At 52.1% G+C, this 15,485-nt stretch carries 17 protein-coding genes; 12 read left to right on the top strand and 5 right to left on the bottom strand.

The window, feature by feature from the left end; all coding sequences use genetic code 11:
• Positions 1 to 3: 3 nt before the first annotated feature.
• Together O9K67_RS05545 and O9K67_RS05540 are read right to left on the bottom strand one after the other, a co-directional pair.
• Entirely contained in the window at positions 4 to 1,272 is a 1,269-nt protein-coding gene (locus tag O9K67_RS05545; protein WP_148654689.1) for a lipase family protein, read from the bottom strand.
• 571 nt (positions 1,273 to 1,843) lie between these two features.
• Positions 1,844 to 2,035 (bottom strand): hypothetical protein, encoded by a 192-nt coding sequence (locus O9K67_RS05540; RefSeq protein ID WP_061493491.1) that lies wholly within the window; start codon positions 2,033 to 2,035, stop codon positions 1,844 to 1,846.
• A gap of 347 nt (positions 2,036 to 2,382) precedes the next feature.
• On the opposite strand from O9K67_RS05540, the gene O9K67_RS05535 reads away from it, so the two are divergent.
• The 5 genes from O9K67_RS05535 (at position 2,383) to tcp (ending at position 7,697) form a co-directional block, all read left to right on the top strand.
• Positions 2,383 to 3,279 (top strand): LysR substrate-binding domain-containing protein, encoded by an 897-nt coding sequence (locus O9K67_RS05535; protein WP_061493490.1) that lies wholly within the window; start codon positions 2,383 to 2,385, stop codon positions 3,277 to 3,279.
• A gap of 170 nt (positions 3,280 to 3,449) precedes the next feature.
• Positions 3,450 to 3,752, top strand: a complete 303-nt coding sequence (locus tag O9K67_RS05530) for an ArsR/SmtB family transcription factor (protein WP_061493489.1) — start codon at positions 3,450 to 3,452, stop codon at positions 3,750 to 3,752.
• A gap of 2 nt (positions 3,753 to 3,754) precedes the next feature.
• Positions 3,755 to 4,285, top strand: a complete 531-nt coding sequence (locus O9K67_RS05525; protein WP_061493488.1) for a rhodanese family protein — start codon at positions 3,755 to 3,757, stop codon at positions 4,283 to 4,285.
• Positions 4,286 to 4,478: 193 nt separating this feature from the next.
• Positions 4,479 to 5,900: a DNA cytosine methyltransferase gene (locus O9K67_RS05520; RefSeq protein ID WP_061493487.1), complete on the top strand. Its 1,422-nt coding sequence runs from the start codon at positions 4,479 to 4,481 to the stop codon at positions 5,898 to 5,900.
• A gap of 132 nt (positions 5,901 to 6,032) precedes the next feature.
• On the top strand, positions 6,033 to 7,697 hold the full coding sequence (gene tcp / locus O9K67_RS05515) for a methyl-accepting chemotaxis citrate transducer (RefSeq protein ID WP_061493486.1): 1,665 nt from the start codon (positions 6,033 to 6,035) through the stop codon (positions 7,695 to 7,697).
• Between the two features lie 85 nt (positions 7,698 to 7,782).
• On the opposite strand, the gene O9K67_RS05510 is transcribed toward tcp, so the two are convergent.
• Entirely contained in the window at positions 7,783 to 8,634 is an 852-nt protein-coding gene (locus tag O9K67_RS05510; protein ID WP_061493485.1) for a hypothetical protein, read from the bottom strand.
• Between the two features lie 152 nt (positions 8,635 to 8,786).
• Positions 8,787 to 8,945 carry a YqaE/Pmp3 family membrane protein gene (locus tag O9K67_RS05505; protein ID WP_071889874.1) on the bottom strand — a complete coding sequence of 53 codons (159 nt, stop codon included), beginning with the start codon at positions 8,943 to 8,945 and terminating at the stop codon, positions 8,787 to 8,789.
• Positions 8,946 to 9,150: 205 nt separating this feature from the next.
• On the opposite strand from O9K67_RS05505, the gene O9K67_RS05500 reads away from it, so the two are divergent.
• Both O9K67_RS05500 and alaE read left to right on the top strand, forming a co-directional pair.
• Positions 9,151 to 9,330: a hypothetical protein gene (locus O9K67_RS05500; RefSeq protein ID WP_061493484.1), complete on the top strand. Its 180-nt coding sequence runs from the start codon at positions 9,151 to 9,153 to the stop codon at positions 9,328 to 9,330.
• 448 nt (positions 9,331 to 9,778) lie between these two features.
• On the top strand, positions 9,779 to 10,228 hold the full coding sequence (gene alaE, locus O9K67_RS05495) for an L-alanine exporter AlaE (protein WP_061493483.1): 450 nt from the start codon (positions 9,779 to 9,781) through the stop codon (positions 10,226 to 10,228).
• 31 nt (positions 10,229 to 10,259) lie between these two features.
• On the opposite strand, the gene O9K67_RS05490 is transcribed toward alaE, so the two are convergent.
• Positions 10,260 to 10,607: a DUF2002 family protein gene (locus O9K67_RS05490; protein WP_061493482.1), complete on the bottom strand. Its 348-nt coding sequence runs from the start codon at positions 10,605 to 10,607 to the stop codon at positions 10,260 to 10,262.
• Between the two features lie 163 nt (positions 10,608 to 10,770).
• Between O9K67_RS05490 and O9K67_RS05485 the strand changes: the two genes are divergently transcribed.
• From O9K67_RS05485 to nrdF, 5 genes are all read left to right on the top strand, one after another.
• Positions 10,771 to 11,097 (top strand): DUF883 domain-containing protein, encoded by a 327-nt coding sequence (locus tag O9K67_RS05485; RefSeq protein ID WP_061493481.1) that lies wholly within the window; start codon positions 10,771 to 10,773, stop codon positions 11,095 to 11,097.
• Between the two features lie 267 nt (positions 11,098 to 11,364).
• The gene (gene nrdH / locus O9K67_RS05480; protein WP_061493480.1) at positions 11,365 to 11,610 is read left to right on the top strand and encodes a glutaredoxin-like protein NrdH; all 246 of its coding nucleotides are present in this window, start codon (positions 11,365 to 11,367) and stop codon (positions 11,608 to 11,610) included.
• Complete coding sequence (gene nrdI, locus O9K67_RS05475) at positions 11,607 to 12,017, top strand: class Ib ribonucleoside-diphosphate reductase assembly flavoprotein NrdI (protein WP_061493479.1); 411 nt, start codon at positions 11,607 to 11,609, stop codon at positions 12,015 to 12,017. Before nrdH ends, nrdI begins: the two co-directional genes overlap by 4 nt.
• A complete protein-coding gene (gene nrdE / locus O9K67_RS05470) occupies positions 11,990 to 14,134 on the top strand; it encodes a class 1b ribonucleoside-diphosphate reductase subunit alpha (protein WP_061493478.1) in 2,145 nt (714 codons plus the stop codon). The genes nrdI and nrdE overlap by 28 nt, the downstream gene beginning before the upstream one ends.
• 10 nt (positions 14,135 to 14,144) lie before the next feature.
• Entirely contained in the window at positions 14,145 to 15,107 is a 963-nt protein-coding gene (nrdF, locus tag O9K67_RS05465) for a class 1b ribonucleoside-diphosphate reductase subunit beta (protein ID WP_061493477.1), read from the top strand.
• The last annotated feature ends 378 nt before the right edge of the window (positions 15,108 to 15,485 follow it).

Here is a 15,485-nt window from a genome sequence, read left to right as displayed (position 1 = left end):
CCATCAGGTGTTAAACGGTATGCCCTTTAGCGGGTGTTGCGGCTCGCCTGGCGCCTGCAACGATCCGCAACTGTTTTGCTGCGGCGCGTGCTCCATCACGCTGCGAACGAACGCCAGTTCATCCTCAAAGGCCACATTTACTGTGCCATTGTGGGTAATGCCGGGGTAGGTCTTCCACTCAACCGGATTCCCGGCGGCGCACAATGCAGCAACGGCAGCGTACTGATGGTGCGGCGACAGCGTGTGATCGGCCAGCCCGGTTGCGGTAAATAGTGGTGCCGGGAACATCTTCAGCGGCATGTTGGTTACCGGGGTTAACGCGGCATTAACTGGCCCGTCCCCCCCGATAAACGCCTTAGCACCATCAATCTTCTCCTTGTGCTCATAGTGACCCAGTTCTTTCATACAGGCGGTTCTGGCAAGCACCAGCATCTTCGCCCCTTGCTCTGTCACCCATTTATCGGCCGCTGGCGCGCCGTCCGGTAGCGAGCCGCCAATCAATCGTAGCAGGGTAAAACGCGCCGGATCGCGGTGACCTGGCCGTGCGTGACCCGGTTTTATCGGCCCTTCCGGAAACGTCGCCACCAGCCCGGTAGCAATCGTGGCGCGCAGTTTCAGCTCTGGCGCATAGTCTGGCGCAATGAGGCTGGCACCAAGAGAGGCCCCTGAACCTTGCGACTGCCCGGTGATCACTAGGTTATTAGCAATCTGTTGCGGATACGCCTGCAACACCGCACGCACGCTGTCGAGTACCGAGCGCCCCTCCGCTTCCCAGTTAAGATAAGGGTGAGGCCCAGGCCCCCCCAGGCCCTGGTAATCCGTGGCAACCACCACAAACCCCTGTTTCAACCACTGATTGATATAGTGCGCATCGCGCGGGGTCGGGTTCGTCCATGAAGGGGCGCAAGCATCGGCGACACCGAGTGTACCGTGCGCCCAGGCGATGATCGGCCAGCCTCCTTTCGGCGTCTCGCCTTGCGGAAACCAGAGCGTGCCACTCACCGGAACGCTGCCCGCATTCCAGCGTTTGTCCTGTGAGGTATAGAGAATGCGCTGGATCTTGCTGGCATCGGTGATGTCCGGCTGGCGCGGTATAGGCTCTTCACGCAGCATCACTCCCGGGCGCTGGGGAAGCGCGCTGTCCCAGATGTAAAATGGCGACAGCGACTGATCGCCGACCGCAGGGCCTACGGGGAGCGCGTTACTCCAGGCGTTTGCGCCACTCGTCCAAAGGCTCATGGCAACAACCAGCGTGCAGAGGATATTTTTCATCGTCCGGTAAACCTTCACACTCATATTCAGTGAATAGCATCATGTTATGAGCAGTTAACGCAGGCGATTGTAATAATTCAAACAGAAAGTGTGAGTGTTTTATTCTGCAAACAGATCCATTACGGAAAGCGGATATCGTTATTATATTCAAAAGGATAAAAACGATACTTCTCTCGCTGAGCGACAATATTACCTGGGGTTTTGTGAGGGTGTGGAGCGGTTGAGCCATCTCACCACCGCCATTCTATGTATTGTGCTTTTTATCTTGCGTGGCAGAAGCGGGTTTCTTTACTCAATACCCGACGTAGCTGTGCCTGTGAACTTCCGGTGATCGGCAAAAAAAAGCACTACGTTGAATGTCCCCTCCCAACCCAGAGTTGAAAACAACGTAGTGCAAGGGCTTATTATTATGTTTTTATTATCAACGCTCCTTGTCTGCTCAACTGCCCCCTTTACACGGGAAGGGGCCGCATTTATCGCACTACCGCGAAACTATTTGCATGGAGATGTTGCTTTAATTTTCACATGCACAAAAAGACATTCAGATCCATCCGCTATCGGCGATGGTGGCTCAGGAGAGCGTTTTTATATGAATATCTAATTTATTAATCTTTTGTTCGTAAAGCCCCTGACTGAATGCGACAATAAAACGAATGGTGTCATCATCAACAACCATAAAGTCGACATCCACCTCACCTTCCGGAACCATGTTCGATATTTTCTCTTTAATATCAACCGCAATTTTCTCGAAAACTTCCATCATCAATCTCACTTCATCATGACATTTATATTAGGCCACTTTATTACCTTGCTAAGATTCACCTGATGCACTAAACAGTAAAATAACCACCTTTACGGGGCAGCAACCCTATCATAGCCAAAACATCCCACTCAACAAAAAAACCATATAAATAACAGCTGATATATACGCATTTCCTATTGAAATGCTTGAGTGAAATCAATAAATTGAAAAACAATAACAAAATCAAATCGCCATTATTAAACACCGATCACAGATTGAATAAAGACCCCATAAAAAAGGTACTCATTCGATATTAATAGATGAATACTACACCGCTAATTTTTTTGTCTGATCCCAGGGGAAAGAAAATGAGGGTTAGAGATCTTGAGTATCTGTACGCGCTCGCGCGATACAAACATTTTCAAAAAGCGGCTGATGCTTGCAATGTTTCGCAACCGACGCTGAGCGCCCAGGTACGCAAACTTGAAAGCGATCTGGGAATAACATTAATTAATCGTCAGGTGCGTGGCGTTAAGTTTACAGCGCAGGGTATAGAAGCTTTGTCGCAGATAGAGGTCATTTTGTCAGAAGTGAAAAGCCTTAAACACATGGCGGAAGAATCCAAGAAATATCCATCGGGGGTATTAAATATCGGCTCAGTGCCCACCCTTGCTCCCTACATTTTTGGCGATATCGAAATGATTTGCCGGGAGCGATTTCCAAAAACTGAGTTCAAATTTCATGAAGCCAGCAAAGAAAAGCTGGTTGCCTTGCTCGACCATGATATTATTCAGGTCGCGATTATTACTTCGCCGATTAATAATAACGACGTGGTTGAATTTCCCGTATTTGAAGAGCCTTACGTCATTGGCCTGAGCACCAAACACCCCTCGGTGAGTCACGATAAATTCAAACTTCCGTTGCCCCGGAATGAAAAAATTATGATTACCGAGTCGCTGTTTGCCGAAACGCTGGATGATACCTTTGCCCAAACGGTTCTGAATGCCACCAAAATCATGCCCAACACTCTGGAAACTGCACGCTATATCGTGACGCACTCACAAAATGTTTCGTTTTTTCCGTTGTTGTCGTCCATTGATGAAAAAGTGAAAAACATCCGCTATCTGCGAACACACCCTGAGGAGCTTCGCAGGCGTGTCGTGTTGATTTGTCGCCGGGGCGATCCCTTCAGAAGACGGTTTGAGCAGCTTCGGGAAGACCTCTCCGCGGCGTTTTCCCGAAAAATCACTGGCCATCTGCAATAACCCCAGCAGCCAGGCGTTGCGTCGGTCTCATTCCTATCGATTAGTCTCATCCCGGTTATTCACAAGGATTGCCGACATGAGGCTATTCCTGCGCGGTTCCCCGCTTGCATCCTGCTGCCTTTTATTTTAGATTAATCTAAATTTAGAAAAACCTAAATAAAGCGACTGACATGGATATTCTTCAATTACAGGCGCAAGCCGAACAAGCATCCGGGCTGTTGAAATCGATGAGCAATCCTCACCGGTTGCTGATTCTGTGCATGCTGATCGATGCGCCGGGAACGTCAGCGGGCGAATTAAGTACGGCAACCGGCCTTAGCCCTTCGGCGACATCCCAGCATCTGGCGAGGATGAAAGAAGAAGGATTAATCACCAGCCAACGCCAGGCGCAGCGGGTTAACTACTTCATTCAGGATCCAACGGTCAGTAAAATCATTAACACACTCAAGGGCATTTACTGCCCGGAGGTATAAATATGCGTTACACCCAGGTCACCCCCGAGCAGGCGAGCAAATTGCAGCAAAGCGGCGCGCTGCTGGTTGATATTCGTCAGTCCGATGAGTTTCGCCGCGAGCACCTCCCTGATGCTGTCTCACTGCCGCTGGATACCCTGATCGCCGGTAAAAACGGGGCGCTCGCTTCCCCCCAGCAAACCGTGATCTTTCATTGCCAGTCCGGCATGCGCACACAGCAAAACATCGATGCGCTGATCCAGGCCGCCGCCCCTGCGCAGGTCGCGATCCTGGAAGGCGGGCTGAATAACTGGAAGCAATCAAAGCTGCCGACAGTGCAGGATAAACGTCAGCCACGCCCGTTAATGCAGCAGGTGCAAATCGTTGCCGGTACGCTGATCCTTAGCGGTGTCGTACTGGGCTATGCGGTTAATCCGGGATTTTTTCTGCTGTCGGGCTTTGTCGGCGCAGGTCTGTTGTTCGCCGGGCTAAGTGGCTGGTGCGGTATGGCGCTGCTGCTGGCGAAAATGCCCTGGAACCGGGCGCACTCATAACGCCGCCAGGTTGCTCTCTTATGGCAACCTCAACTCCAAATGGCAAAAGCAGGTGCCCTGTGGGAAACAGGACGCCGCATCCCGGCTTTTTTCAAACAGCGGGCTGCACATTTCGGGAACAACCTGGTGTTCTGCCGAATATCCTCTGGGTCAAATGAGTGATATATTTCAGACCATCATCCAAGGAGACGCCATGGCGGAATTTGATTCACTTGCGCTACATCAGTTGGTGCAGGCAGAGAGTGACCAACAGCGACAGCAGGAACGCGATCGGGCATTACTGGACCAGGTACTGGAAATTTACGGCCAAAAGTGTGTGGCGGAACAGCTTAAAAAAGCAGGTAAACGGGAATGGAGCCGGGAGTCCCTTAATCGCTGGGTAAATGGCAAAGGTGCGCCAAAAATCCTGACCGTAGCCGAAGAGACGCTGCTGCGCGGGTTGCTCCCCTCCCCACCAGCACATCATCCCCATTATCGCTTCCGATTTATCGATCTCTTCGCCGGTATCGGCGGCATTCGCAGCGGTTTTGAAGCCATTGGCGGGCAATGTGTGTTTACCAGCGAATGGAATAAAAACGCCGTGCGGACTTACAAGGCCAACTGGTACAACGACAGCGTCACACACACCTTTAACCAGGATATCCGCGAAGTGACGCTCAGTGGCAACCCGGCGATTTCCGAAACTGACGCCTATGCGCATATCTGCCAGCAGATCCCCGAGCATGATGTATTGCTGGCGGGTTTCCCTTGCCAGCCATTCAGCCTGGCCGGCGTCAGCAAAAAGAATGCCATGGGTCGCGCTCATGGGTTTGAGTGTGAAGCGCAGGGCACGCTGTTTTTTGATGTTGCACGTATTATTAAAGCCCGACGTCCGGCGATTTTTGTGCTGGAAAATGTCAAAAATCTGAAGAGTCACGACAAAGGAAAAACCTTTAGCGTGATCATGAACACGCTGGACGAATTGGGTTACGACGTTGCAGATGCCGGTATCAATGGCAAGGATGATCCGAAAATTATCGACGGTAAGCATTTTCTGCCCCAGCATCGCGAACGCATAGTACTGGTCGGTTTCCGCCGCGATTTACACCTTAGCGAAGGCTTTACCCTGCGCGACATCGATCGCTTTTACCCTTCACAGCGCCCGACATTTGGCCAGCTACTGGAGCCAACGGTCGACAGCAAATATGTGTTGTCGCACAAGCTTTGGGATTATCTCTATCGCTATGCAAAAAAGCATGCCGCAAAGGGCAATGGCTTTGGCTTCGGGCTTGTCGATCCTACTTGCGAAAACAGCATTGCCCGCACCCTGTCGGCGCGCTATCACAAAGATGGTTCTGAAATTCTGGTGGATCGCGGCTGGGATAAAGCGTTGGGCGAAGCGGATTTCAACCATGCGGAAAACCAGGCCCGCCGCCCGCGCCGCCTGACGCCACACGAATGCGCCCGTTTAATGGGCTTTGAGAAACCCGGCGATAAACCGTTTCGTATTCCGGTTTCCGACACACAAGCCTACCGCCAGTTTGGCAACTCGGTGGTCGTGCCGGTATTTGCCGCGGTGGCAAAACTGCTGGAGCCGCGCATTGCTATGGCGGTTAAACTGCGCAACAAAAAGTGAGCCACTTCCCGGTGTGTGACGCACCGGGCACTTACTTAAGTCTTAATTAAGTGTTTAAAAAGCGATCATAAAGTTAATTTATGCCAGGTCGATAACCATTGAGCAATCCCGACTCTCTCACGGACTATGGCCATGCTCAAAAATATACGGGTTATTACCGGCATCATTATCGCGCTTTCGGTATTTTGTCTTCTTCAGTTCGTCACCGGGGGGTTGTTCTACTCGGCAGTCAATAACGACAGAGTGAACTTCCAGAACACCGGCGTACTGAACGCGCAGCAAGAAAACCTTGGCGACAGCGTCAATACGCTGATCAAAACACGCGTCACCGTTACCCGCGTGGCAATCCGCTTCTTGAAAAACCAGCGCGATCCCGCCTCGCTTGCCAGTATCGAAAAGCTCCTGACCACCGCAACCGAGTCGCTCGGCAAGGCTGAAGGTTATTTCAACAATTACAAAAGCATGCCGCGCGTTGCAGGTCAGGATACAGCATTAGCGGACGACGTAGCGCAGAAAATCACCAAAATGCACGATGTGCTGCAACAATCAATCACCTTCCTGCGGGCGAACAATTACGAAGCTTACGGCAACCTGGACGCACAACAAGCTCAGGACGATATGGACGCCAGCTATGCCAAATGGCGCACGGAGAACAATACCTTCCTGCAAGCCGCCGCTCAGGAGAATCAGAGCAGCTTCACCAGTATGCAATGGACGCTGGGCGTGATTTTTCTGGTTGTGATTGCGGTGCTGATTGTTATCTGGCTGGGTCTGCAACATCTGTTGCTGCAGCCGTTGCATAGCGTGATGGCGCATATTCGCGCGATCGCCAGCGGCGATCTGACGCAACCCATCTCTGCTGAGGGGCGTAACGAAATGAGTCAGCTGGCGGCTGGTTTGCACGAAATGCAATCTTCGCTGGTGCAAACCGTGAGTGCCGTGCGAAACAGCTCCGACTCGATTTACACCGGCGCGAGCGAAATTTCCACCGGTAACAACGATCTCTCTTCACGTACCGAACAGCAGGCCGCCTCGCTGGAAGAGACCGCCGCCAGCATGGAGCAACTGACCGCAACGGTGAAACAGAACACCGACAACGCCCGTCAGGCTTCGCAACTGGCGAAGAACGCCTCAGATACGGCTGCGCGCGGTGGTCAGGTCGTGAGCAACGTTGTACGCACGATGAGCGAAATCTCAGACAGTTCGCAGCAAATCGCCCACATTACCAGCGTGATTGACGGCATCGCTTTCCAGACCAATATCCTGGCGCTCAACGCCGCGGTTGAAGCCGCCCGCGCGGGTGAACAGGGTCGCGGTTTTGCTGTGGTGGCCGGGGAAGTGCGCACGCTTGCCAGCCGCAGTGCTCAGGCAGCGAAAGAGATCAAGACGCTGATTGAAAACTCCGTAAACCGGGTCAATTCCGGTACCACTCAGGTGGCTGAAGCCGGTGATACGATGAAAGAGATCGTCACCGCCGTAACGCGGGTGACGGATATTATGGGGGAAATCGCGTCTGCCTCTGAAGAACAGAGCAAGGGTATTGAGCAGGTGAGCCTCGCCGTTTCGCAGATGGATAGCGTTACCCAACAGAACGCCTCGTTGGTGCAGGAATCCGCTGCGGCTTCTGCTGCACTGGAAGAACAAGCAGAGCAGTTGCGTCAGGCAGTGGCGGTGTTCCGCGTCAATGGCCACACGACGCAGTCAGGTACGAAGCCGGGTAAACCACAATCCACACCGTTGCGCCCGGCAGCCGCCTCTGCGCCAACTACCAGCGAAAGCAACTGGGAAACCTTCTGATCCTGTCTCCCGTAGAACCGGCGCGATGCTGTTTTTCGCGCCGGTAACATAACAGTCCTCCCCCGCATCAGGCGGGGAAGAGGACTCACGCTACGGAATTAAGATTATCGACAAAGTGCTGCCACTGCTGCTGTAGCGCGCTGATATGCTGCTTTTCGATCTCACTAATGTAAGGTAACGAGCGACTTTCGCTCACCCGGTTATTCAGCCGTGAAAACCAGACATCGCTCTCTTTGTTACTGGCGGTCAGTTGCAGCATCTCGTTACGTACCGTCTGCGAAGAGTGCGTACCTTCACTCAGTTGATCGATCGCATCCTGATGGTGCTTCGCCTGTTCCTCATCCCCCAAACTTTGCGCCAGTTTGCTTGCCTGCGAGAGCACAACACGGGTCATCTGATCCGCCTGCTCGGCCTTTTCGCTGATATAACTGGCAACAAAGTCGCTGGCCTGCTGCTGATAATCCGCAGAGACGAACTGCTCCACCACTTTGTTGAGCTTAGCCTGCATCAATGCCAGATCCATCGCATTAGTGGTGTAGTCGCCATTGACCTCCGGCGACGTCATCGCCTGATGCAGCGCGCTGGCCATGTCGTCCGCCGCCACGGTGGCATGCTGGAAAAAGCCGATAAAGCGCACAGCGTCGTTGGCCGTTGCCGGGTCACCATAAAATTCACTGGCAAGGCTTGGACCACCGCGGGTGACCGCTGCCATGTTGGCTTTGCGGACTTCCGCCATGGCGCGGGCGTTCTTTTCACTCTCTTCTTTGGTCAACGGTGGATGGCCTTCCATCCCACGTGCGAGCGCCGCTTCAGAAAGGCTCACCGCAACCGAACTTTCCGTGACAATCTCTTTTCCCGCAAACATACGGGTCCTGGACTGATGCGTAGCAGGCTCTGTCTGCGGACCGGTGGAGGCACCAACATCCTTAATGCTCATCTCTTCTCCTTAGAATCATTGCCAAATGTTTCATTTATCGTCTGAATGATAAATACCTTTACGTTTTTGCTCAGATTTGGCGAAGAACAGTACGAGTTAGCCATTTAATCATGCTGGTTTTTATTATGGGCGAAGCATCGCCCATGGCGTGTTTAATCGCGGGTTTGTACCCAAAACGCGTGGATCAGGCCCGGAATGTAACCCAACAGCGTTAACAGGATATTGAGGATAAATGCCCAACCCAGCCCCTTACCAAGCAGTACACCCAGCGGCGGAAGAATAATCGTAAAGACAATGCGCCAGAAACCCATATAGCCCCCTACAAATAAATGACAGCTTATTGAAAAAAAGACACTTTCTCTTCAAGAGTAGCCACTGCGCCTGTGGTTGCCACTTCCCCCCTGCGCTTTTACCCTGTTTTACTTTTCCCACATCAGTGGCTGTCGCGTTCCGCTGTACCGCAAGCAGGCGACAGGCTATGGTTACTGACACAAACCAATGATAAAGGAGCGATGTATGTTTTCTGTCGGCGATATTGTGCAACCGCGCATTGGCGGTCCCAAACTGAAAGTGCTGGAAGTCCATCAGGATCAACTCGTTGCGGTGCCAGCCCACGATGAACAAGCGGACAAAATTACGCTGAAAGCCGAGGATGTCTCTCTGTACAAAGAAGACGGTGATTTCGGCGTTTGCTGATCGTTGGCGGTGAGGTTAGCTCACCGCCATACCGTTATATATATGCAAAAAAGGAGCATAAATAACCATTTAAGTTATTAGCATTAAACGCTGCAAACTTGTCTTTATCAGCATAAAAAATGCTGTTGATTGTTTTACATACTCTGCAAAAGCACAGTGCGCTAAAAACCCCGCTTTGCTCCCCGACCTGAACGCTGCATTATTCTTCAATTTAAATATAAGCGTTTGATATACATTACTTTTTAAAAGCCATCCAACTAAAATAATGAAATGCGCAAAAAACAGACAATGGCAGAGCACTTTATCCAATAAACGGAAAATAATAAAAATTAATCTCTAGTTGTTAGTTTATATCCAGACATATAATCTATCCGCATTAAATCAGGCACTTCAAAACGCTAAACACTCTCACTGTTCGTTTTTTTATTGAGTATCAAGGAGCTCGATCATGTTCTCTTCGCAGTCCCGCCTGCGTCACGCCGCAGCAGACACCTTTGCTATGGTTGTCTATTGCTCGGTAGTGAACATGTTGATTGAAATTTTCCTCTCAGGAATGAGCTTTGAACAGTCACTTTCCTCTCGTCTGGTCGCCATCCCGGTCAACATTATTATTGCCTGGCCTTATGGCTTGTACCGCGATCTGTTTATGCGTTATGCCCGCCGCATTAGCCCCGCGGGTTGGATGAAAAATCTGGCGGATGTGCTGGCCTATGTCACGTTCCAGTCACCGGTGTATGTGGCGATTCTGTGGTCGGTCGGGGCAGACTGGCACCAGATTGTGGCTGCGGTGAGCTCCAATATCGTGCTGTCAATGATGATGGGCGCCGTGTACGGCTACTTCCTGGATTACTGCCGCCGCCTGTTCCGCGTCAGTAACTACCATCAGGCCAAAGCCTGATGGCGGGTAGCTGGTGAAAACCGGCTACCGCTTAATGCTGTTGCTCGCCAAATAATCCTTTCAGAAAACGTTCCAGCGCCATGCGCGAGCTAAAGCCGTGTGGAATGCCGTAATGTTCCTGCGCATCGCCGCCCAGATAAAGCGGGAAATTCTGGTAGTGATCGCACATTTTGATGTCCGAGGCGGGTTCCGCAAGCGACAAACTACGTTCTTTGAGTGTGGGATGGATAACCAGCGCCGTTCGTCCCATGCGCGCTTCACGGTTCACATACACATAATTATCGCCACGCCGGTAACCATAGGTTTTCGTCGTCGCCACATCCATCGTAAATCCCACATTTTCCAGCACGCGCGCCACTTCATCGGGTCTTAAATACATAGATTTTCCTCGTCATCTTTCTACAGCCTCGCCACCTTACATGACTGAGCATTGGCAACGCTTTCAGAAAAGTCCACAAACGGACGTGAAAGGCGTGATTGCCGTCTGGCCTTAAAATTTATGGTCTAAACTAAAATTCACATCAAAAACGAGGGAGGATCCTATGTTTAACAGACCGAATCGCCGTGATGTAGATGAAGGTGTTGAGGAGATCAACAACGACGTCAGCCAGTTGGCCGACAGTCTGGAAGAGGTGCTGAAGTCCTGGGGCAGCGATGCGAAAGACGAAGCCGATGCGGCGCGTCGCAAGGCGCAGGCTTTGCTGAAAGAGACCCGCGCGCGTCTGCATGGCCGCAACCGCGTACAGCAAGCAGCACGTGATGTCGTGGGGTGTGCTGATACCTTTGTGAAAGATAAACCCTGGTGCAGCGTTGGCGCTGCCGCTGCGGTGGGCATCTTTGTCGGTGCGCTACTCAGTTTGCGCCGTTAAACGCTCTGGCTCACCGCTGACCCCTGCCTGGTTTCATCGCCCGCAGGGGTTTTTATTTTCCGCTATGCCCAGCATAACCTGCTCTAAAACCGGTACAAATTCCCCTTACCCATTATGCTTATCCTTCGGGCAAAGCCTATGTCATTTTCCTATATATTGTGTGGTTGCATCTTTTAATAACTACATCTAGTATTCCTTTCAGTGACAAACACACAACATGACGCGACCCATCGCGCCATCCTTTTATTTTAAACGGAAATACGAATTATGCGCATTACCATTTACACTCGAAATAATTGTGTTCAGTGCCATGCCACCAAACGGGCAATGGAAAGCCGTGGTTTTGCATTCGAAATGGTGAACGTTGACCACGTACCGGAAGCCGCGGATAAGCTGCGCGCAATGGGTTTTCGTCAGTTACCGGTAGTCGTCGCCGGAGATATCTCATGGTCCGGTTTCCGCCCGGATATGATCAATCGCCTGCACACCGCTCCCCGCGTGGCCAGCGCATGAGCACCCTCGTCTACTTCTCCAGCCGTTCCGAAAACACGCAGCGCTTTATCACGCGTCTCGGACTGCCGGCAGTGCGCATCCCGCTGAACGAGCGCGAGCGTATCCAGGTAGACGAACCCTATATCCTGGTGGTTCCCAGCTATGGCGGTGGTGGTACAGCTGGCGCTGTCCCCCGTCAGGTGATCCGCTTTTTAAACGATCCGCACAACCGTGCATTGATCCGCGGTGTGATTGCTTCCGGCAACCGTAACTTCGGCGAGGCGTATGGCCGTGCAGGTGATGTGGTGTCGCAAAAATGCGGTGTCCCGTATCTGTACCGTTTTGAGCTGATGGGAACCTCGCAGGACATCGACAACGTGCGTAAAGGAGTAAGCGAATTTTGGCTACGACAACCGCAGAGCGCATGATGCAAAGCGCACCCGATTACCATGCGCTGAATGCAATGCTGAATCTTTATGATAAAGACGGCCGCATTCAGTTTGATAAAGACCATCAGGCCGTCGATGCCTTTATGGCGACGCATGTCCACCCCAATACCGTGACTTTCGCCAGTCAGGATGAGCGCCTCAACGACCTGATATCGGAAGGTTATTACGATGAAAGCGTGCTGGCGCGCTATGACCGCGCCTTTGTGGTCGATCTGATTGCCAACGCGCACGCCAGCGGTTTTCGTTTCCAGACCTTCCTCGGCGCGTGGAAGTTTTACACCAGCTATACGCTGAAGACCTTCGACGGCAAACGTTATCTGGAACATTTTGAAGACCGCGCCTGCATGGTGGCGCTGACACTGGCGCAGGGTGACCAGGCGCTGGCTCAGCAGCTAACAGAGGAGATCCTCTCCGGACGCTTCCAGCCCGCCACGCCAACCTTCCTCAATTGCGGCAAACAGCAGCGTGGCGAACTGGTCTCTTGCTTCCTGCTGCGTATTGAAGACAATATGGAATCTATTGGTCGTGCGGTGAACTCGGCGTTACAGCTGTCGAAACGCGGCGGCGGCGTGGCATTTCTGCTCTCTAATCTACGGGAAGCAGGCGCGCCGATTAAGCGTATCGAAAACCAGTCATCCGGGGTGATCCCGGTGATGAAAATGCTGGAAGACGCCTTCTCTTACGCCAACCAGTTGGGCGCGCGCCAGGGCGCGGGCGCGGTCTATCTGCACGCCCATCATCCGGATATTTTGCGTTTTCTGGATACCAAGCGCGAAAATGCCGACGAAAAAATCCGCATCAAAACCCTTTCACTGGGCGTTGTCATTCCGGATATCACTTTCCAACTGGCGAAAGAGAACGCGCAAATGGCGCTCTTCTCGCCATATGATGTTGAACGTTTGTACGGCAAGCCGTTCGGCGATGTCGCCATTAGCGACATGTACGACCAATTGCTGGCTGATGAACGTGTGCGTAAAAGCTACATTAACGCCCGCGATTTCTTCCAGACCCTGGCGGAGATCCAGTTTGAGTCCGGCTATCCGTACATCATGTTTGAAGATACGGTGAACCGCGCTAATCCCATTGCCGGGCGCATCAATATGAGCAACCTCTGTTCGGAGATTTTGCAGGTTAACAGCGCCTCGACGTTTGATGAAAATCTCGATTACGCCAATACCGGCCACGATATCTCCTGCAACCTCGGTTCGCTGAATATTGCCCATACCATGGATTCACCGGATTTTGGCCGCACGGTGGAAACCGCCATTCGTGGTCTGACAGCCGTGTCCGATATGAGCCACATCCGTTCGGTGCCCTCGGTGGAAAGCGGTAACGCCGCCTCGCACGCCATTGGGCTTGGGCAGATGAATCTTCACGGTTACCTGGCGCGAGAAGGCATTGCCTATGGCAGCCCGGAGGGGCTGGATTTCACCAACTTCTATTTTTACACCATCACCTGGCACGCGCTGCACACCTCGATGATGATTGCCCGCGAGCGTGGGCAATATTTCGCCGGGTTTCCAACATCGCGTTATGCCAGCGGTGACTATTTCAACCAGTACCTGGAAGGCGACTGGCAACCGAAAACAGAGAAAGTCCGTGCGCTGTTTGCCCGTTCCGGCATCACGCTTCCTACGCGTGAGATGTGGCAACAACTGCGCGACGATGTGATGCGTTACGGTATCTATAACCAGAACCTGCAGGCAGTACCGCCTACCGGATCCATCTCGTATATCAACCATGCGACATCAAGCATTCACCCGATTGTCTCGAAAATTGAGATCCGCAAGGAAGGCAAAACCGGACGTGTTTATTATCCCGCACCGTTTATGACCAACGAGAACCTGGCGCTGTACGAAGATGCGTATGAGATTGGGCCAGAGAAGATCATCGACACCTACGCTGAAGCCACGCGCCATGTGGATCAGGGGCTGTCGCTGACGCTGTTTTTTAAAGACACCGCCACCACTCGTGACATCAACAAAGCGCAAATCTACGCGTGGAAGAAAGGTATCAAGACACTGTATTACATTCGCCTGCGCCAGCTCGCGCTGGAAGGTACCGAGATCCAGGGCTGCGTGTCCTGCGCGCTGTAAGGAGGAAAGGATGAGCCAACTGTCACGCGTTAGCGCGGTGAACTGGAACAAAATCCAGGATGATAAAGACCTCGAAGTATGGAACCGCCTGACCAGCAACTTCTGGTTGCCAGAAAAAGTGCCCCTGTCGAATGATATCCCCGCCTGGCAAAGCTTAAGCCCGGCGGAGCAGCAACTGACGATCCGCGTATTCACAGGCCTGACGCTGCTCGATACCATTCAAAACACCGTGGGTGCACCGGCGCTGATGGATGACGCTATCACCCCGCACGAAGAGGCGGTGTTATCCAATGTCAGCTTTATGGAAGCGGTGCATGCCCGCTCCTACAGCTCGATTTTCTCTACGCTCTGCCAGAGCAAAGATGTGGATGCCGCCTATGCCTGGAGCGAAGATAACCCGGCGTTACAGCGTAAAGCGCAGCTGATTCTGGCGCACTACCGCGCCGATGACCCCCTGAAGAAAAAAATCGCCAGCGTGTTTCTTGAATCTTTTCTGTTCTATTCCGGTTTTTGGTTACCGATGTACTGGTCGAGCCGCGGCAAGCTGACCAACACGGCTGACCTGATTCGTCTGATCATTCGCGACGAGGCAGTGCACGGTTACTATATTGGCTATAAGTATCAGAAAGGGCTGGAAAAAGTGAGTAGTGAAAAACGTGAAGAGTTGAAGAACTTCGCGCTGGAACTGCTGATGGATCTCTATGATAACGAACTGGCCTATACCGACGATCTGTACGCGGACAGCGGCTGGGCTGAGGATGTAAAAGCCTTCCTGTGCTACAACGCCAATAAAGCGTTAATGAATCTGGGGTATGAGGCGCTGTTCCCGGCGGAAATGGCGGAAGTGAACCCGGCGATCCTCGCCGCGCTCTCGCCCAATGCCGATGAAAACCATGACTTCTTCTCCGGCTCAGGCTCCTCCTATGTGATGGGTAAAGCGGTCGAAACCGAAGATGAAGACTGGAACTTCTGACCCCCACCCCTTCCCTCTTTTCGGAGAGGGAATATTTCTTTTTTTCAGGAAAATGATAATAACCGTCAAATTAAAAAGGATATCGTTAATTCCCGCATATAGCCGAAATATCCGGCACAATATCCCCATAACTTGTACACTGTAATTGAACTGTCATTTTCGCCTGAATTCTCACATTTCAGGTGCGATTTCCCGATGAATACAAAAAAATGATCACCCACCGTCAGCCCTTATTTCATGGTAAATGGCGGCGATTCTGCACGGCGCAAATTCACCGTCTGAGGAAATTCAGGGTTGTCTCAGATTCTGAGTATGTTAGGGTATGGCCAGTTAATTATTATCACCGGGTATTATATCGACACAATAAATAACAGGAAC

It is taken from the genome of Kosakonia oryzendophytica, from assembly GCF_027886705.1.
Taxonomy (GTDB): domain Bacteria; phylum Pseudomonadota; class Gammaproteobacteria; order Enterobacterales; family Enterobacteriaceae; genus Kosakonia; species Kosakonia oryzendophytica.
This window is presented reverse-complemented; position numbering and strand designations above follow the sequence as displayed.

Bases quoted from the DNA above. Each gene is read 5' to 3' on its own strand.
- O9K67_RS05545 (WP_148654689.1), bottom strand. From the start codon at position 1,272: ATGAAAAATATCCTCTGCACGCTGGTTGTTGCCATGAGCCTTTGGACG.
- O9K67_RS05540 (WP_061493491.1), bottom strand. From the start codon at position 2,035: ATGATGGAAGTTTTCGAGAAAATTGCGGTTGATATTAAAGAGAAAATA.
- O9K67_RS05535 (WP_061493490.1), top strand. From the start codon at position 2,383: ATGAGGGTTAGAGATCTTGAGTATCTGTACGCGCTCGCGCGATACAAA.
- O9K67_RS05530 (WP_061493489.1), top strand. From the start codon at position 3,450: ATGGATATTCTTCAATTACAGGCGCAAGCCGAACAAGCATCCGGGCTG.
- O9K67_RS05525 (WP_061493488.1), top strand. From the start codon at position 3,755: ATGCGTTACACCCAGGTCACCCCCGAGCAGGCGAGCAAATTGCAGCAA.
- O9K67_RS05520 (WP_061493487.1), top strand. From the start codon at position 4,479: ATGGCGGAATTTGATTCACTTGCGCTACATCAGTTGGTGCAGGCAGAG.
- tcp (WP_061493486.1), top strand. From the start codon at position 6,033: ATGCTCAAAAATATACGGGTTATTACCGGCATCATTATCGCGCTTTCG.
- O9K67_RS05510 (WP_061493485.1), bottom strand. From the start codon at position 8,634: ATGAGCATTAAGGATGTTGGTGCCTCCACCGGTCCGCAGACAGAGCCT.
- O9K67_RS05505 (WP_071889874.1), bottom strand. From the start codon at position 8,945: ATGGGTTTCTGGCGCATTGTCTTTACGATTATTCTTCCGCCGCTGGGT.
- O9K67_RS05500 (WP_061493484.1), top strand. From the start codon at position 9,151: ATGTTTTCTGTCGGCGATATTGTGCAACCGCGCATTGGCGGTCCCAAA.
- alaE (WP_061493483.1), top strand. From the start codon at position 9,779: ATGTTCTCTTCGCAGTCCCGCCTGCGTCACGCCGCAGCAGACACCTTT.
- O9K67_RS05490 (WP_061493482.1), bottom strand. From the start codon at position 10,607: ATGTATTTAAGACCCGATGAAGTGGCGCGCGTGCTGGAAAATGTGGGA.
- O9K67_RS05485 (WP_061493481.1), top strand. From the start codon at position 10,771: ATGTTTAACAGACCGAATCGCCGTGATGTAGATGAAGGTGTTGAGGAG.
- nrdH (WP_061493480.1), top strand. From the start codon at position 11,365: ATGCGCATTACCATTTACACTCGAAATAATTGTGTTCAGTGCCATGCC.
- nrdI (WP_061493479.1), top strand. From the start codon at position 11,607: ATGAGCACCCTCGTCTACTTCTCCAGCCGTTCCGAAAACACGCAGCGC.
- nrdF (WP_061493477.1), top strand. From the start codon at position 14,145: ATGAGCCAACTGTCACGCGTTAGCGCGGTGAACTGGAACAAAATCCAG.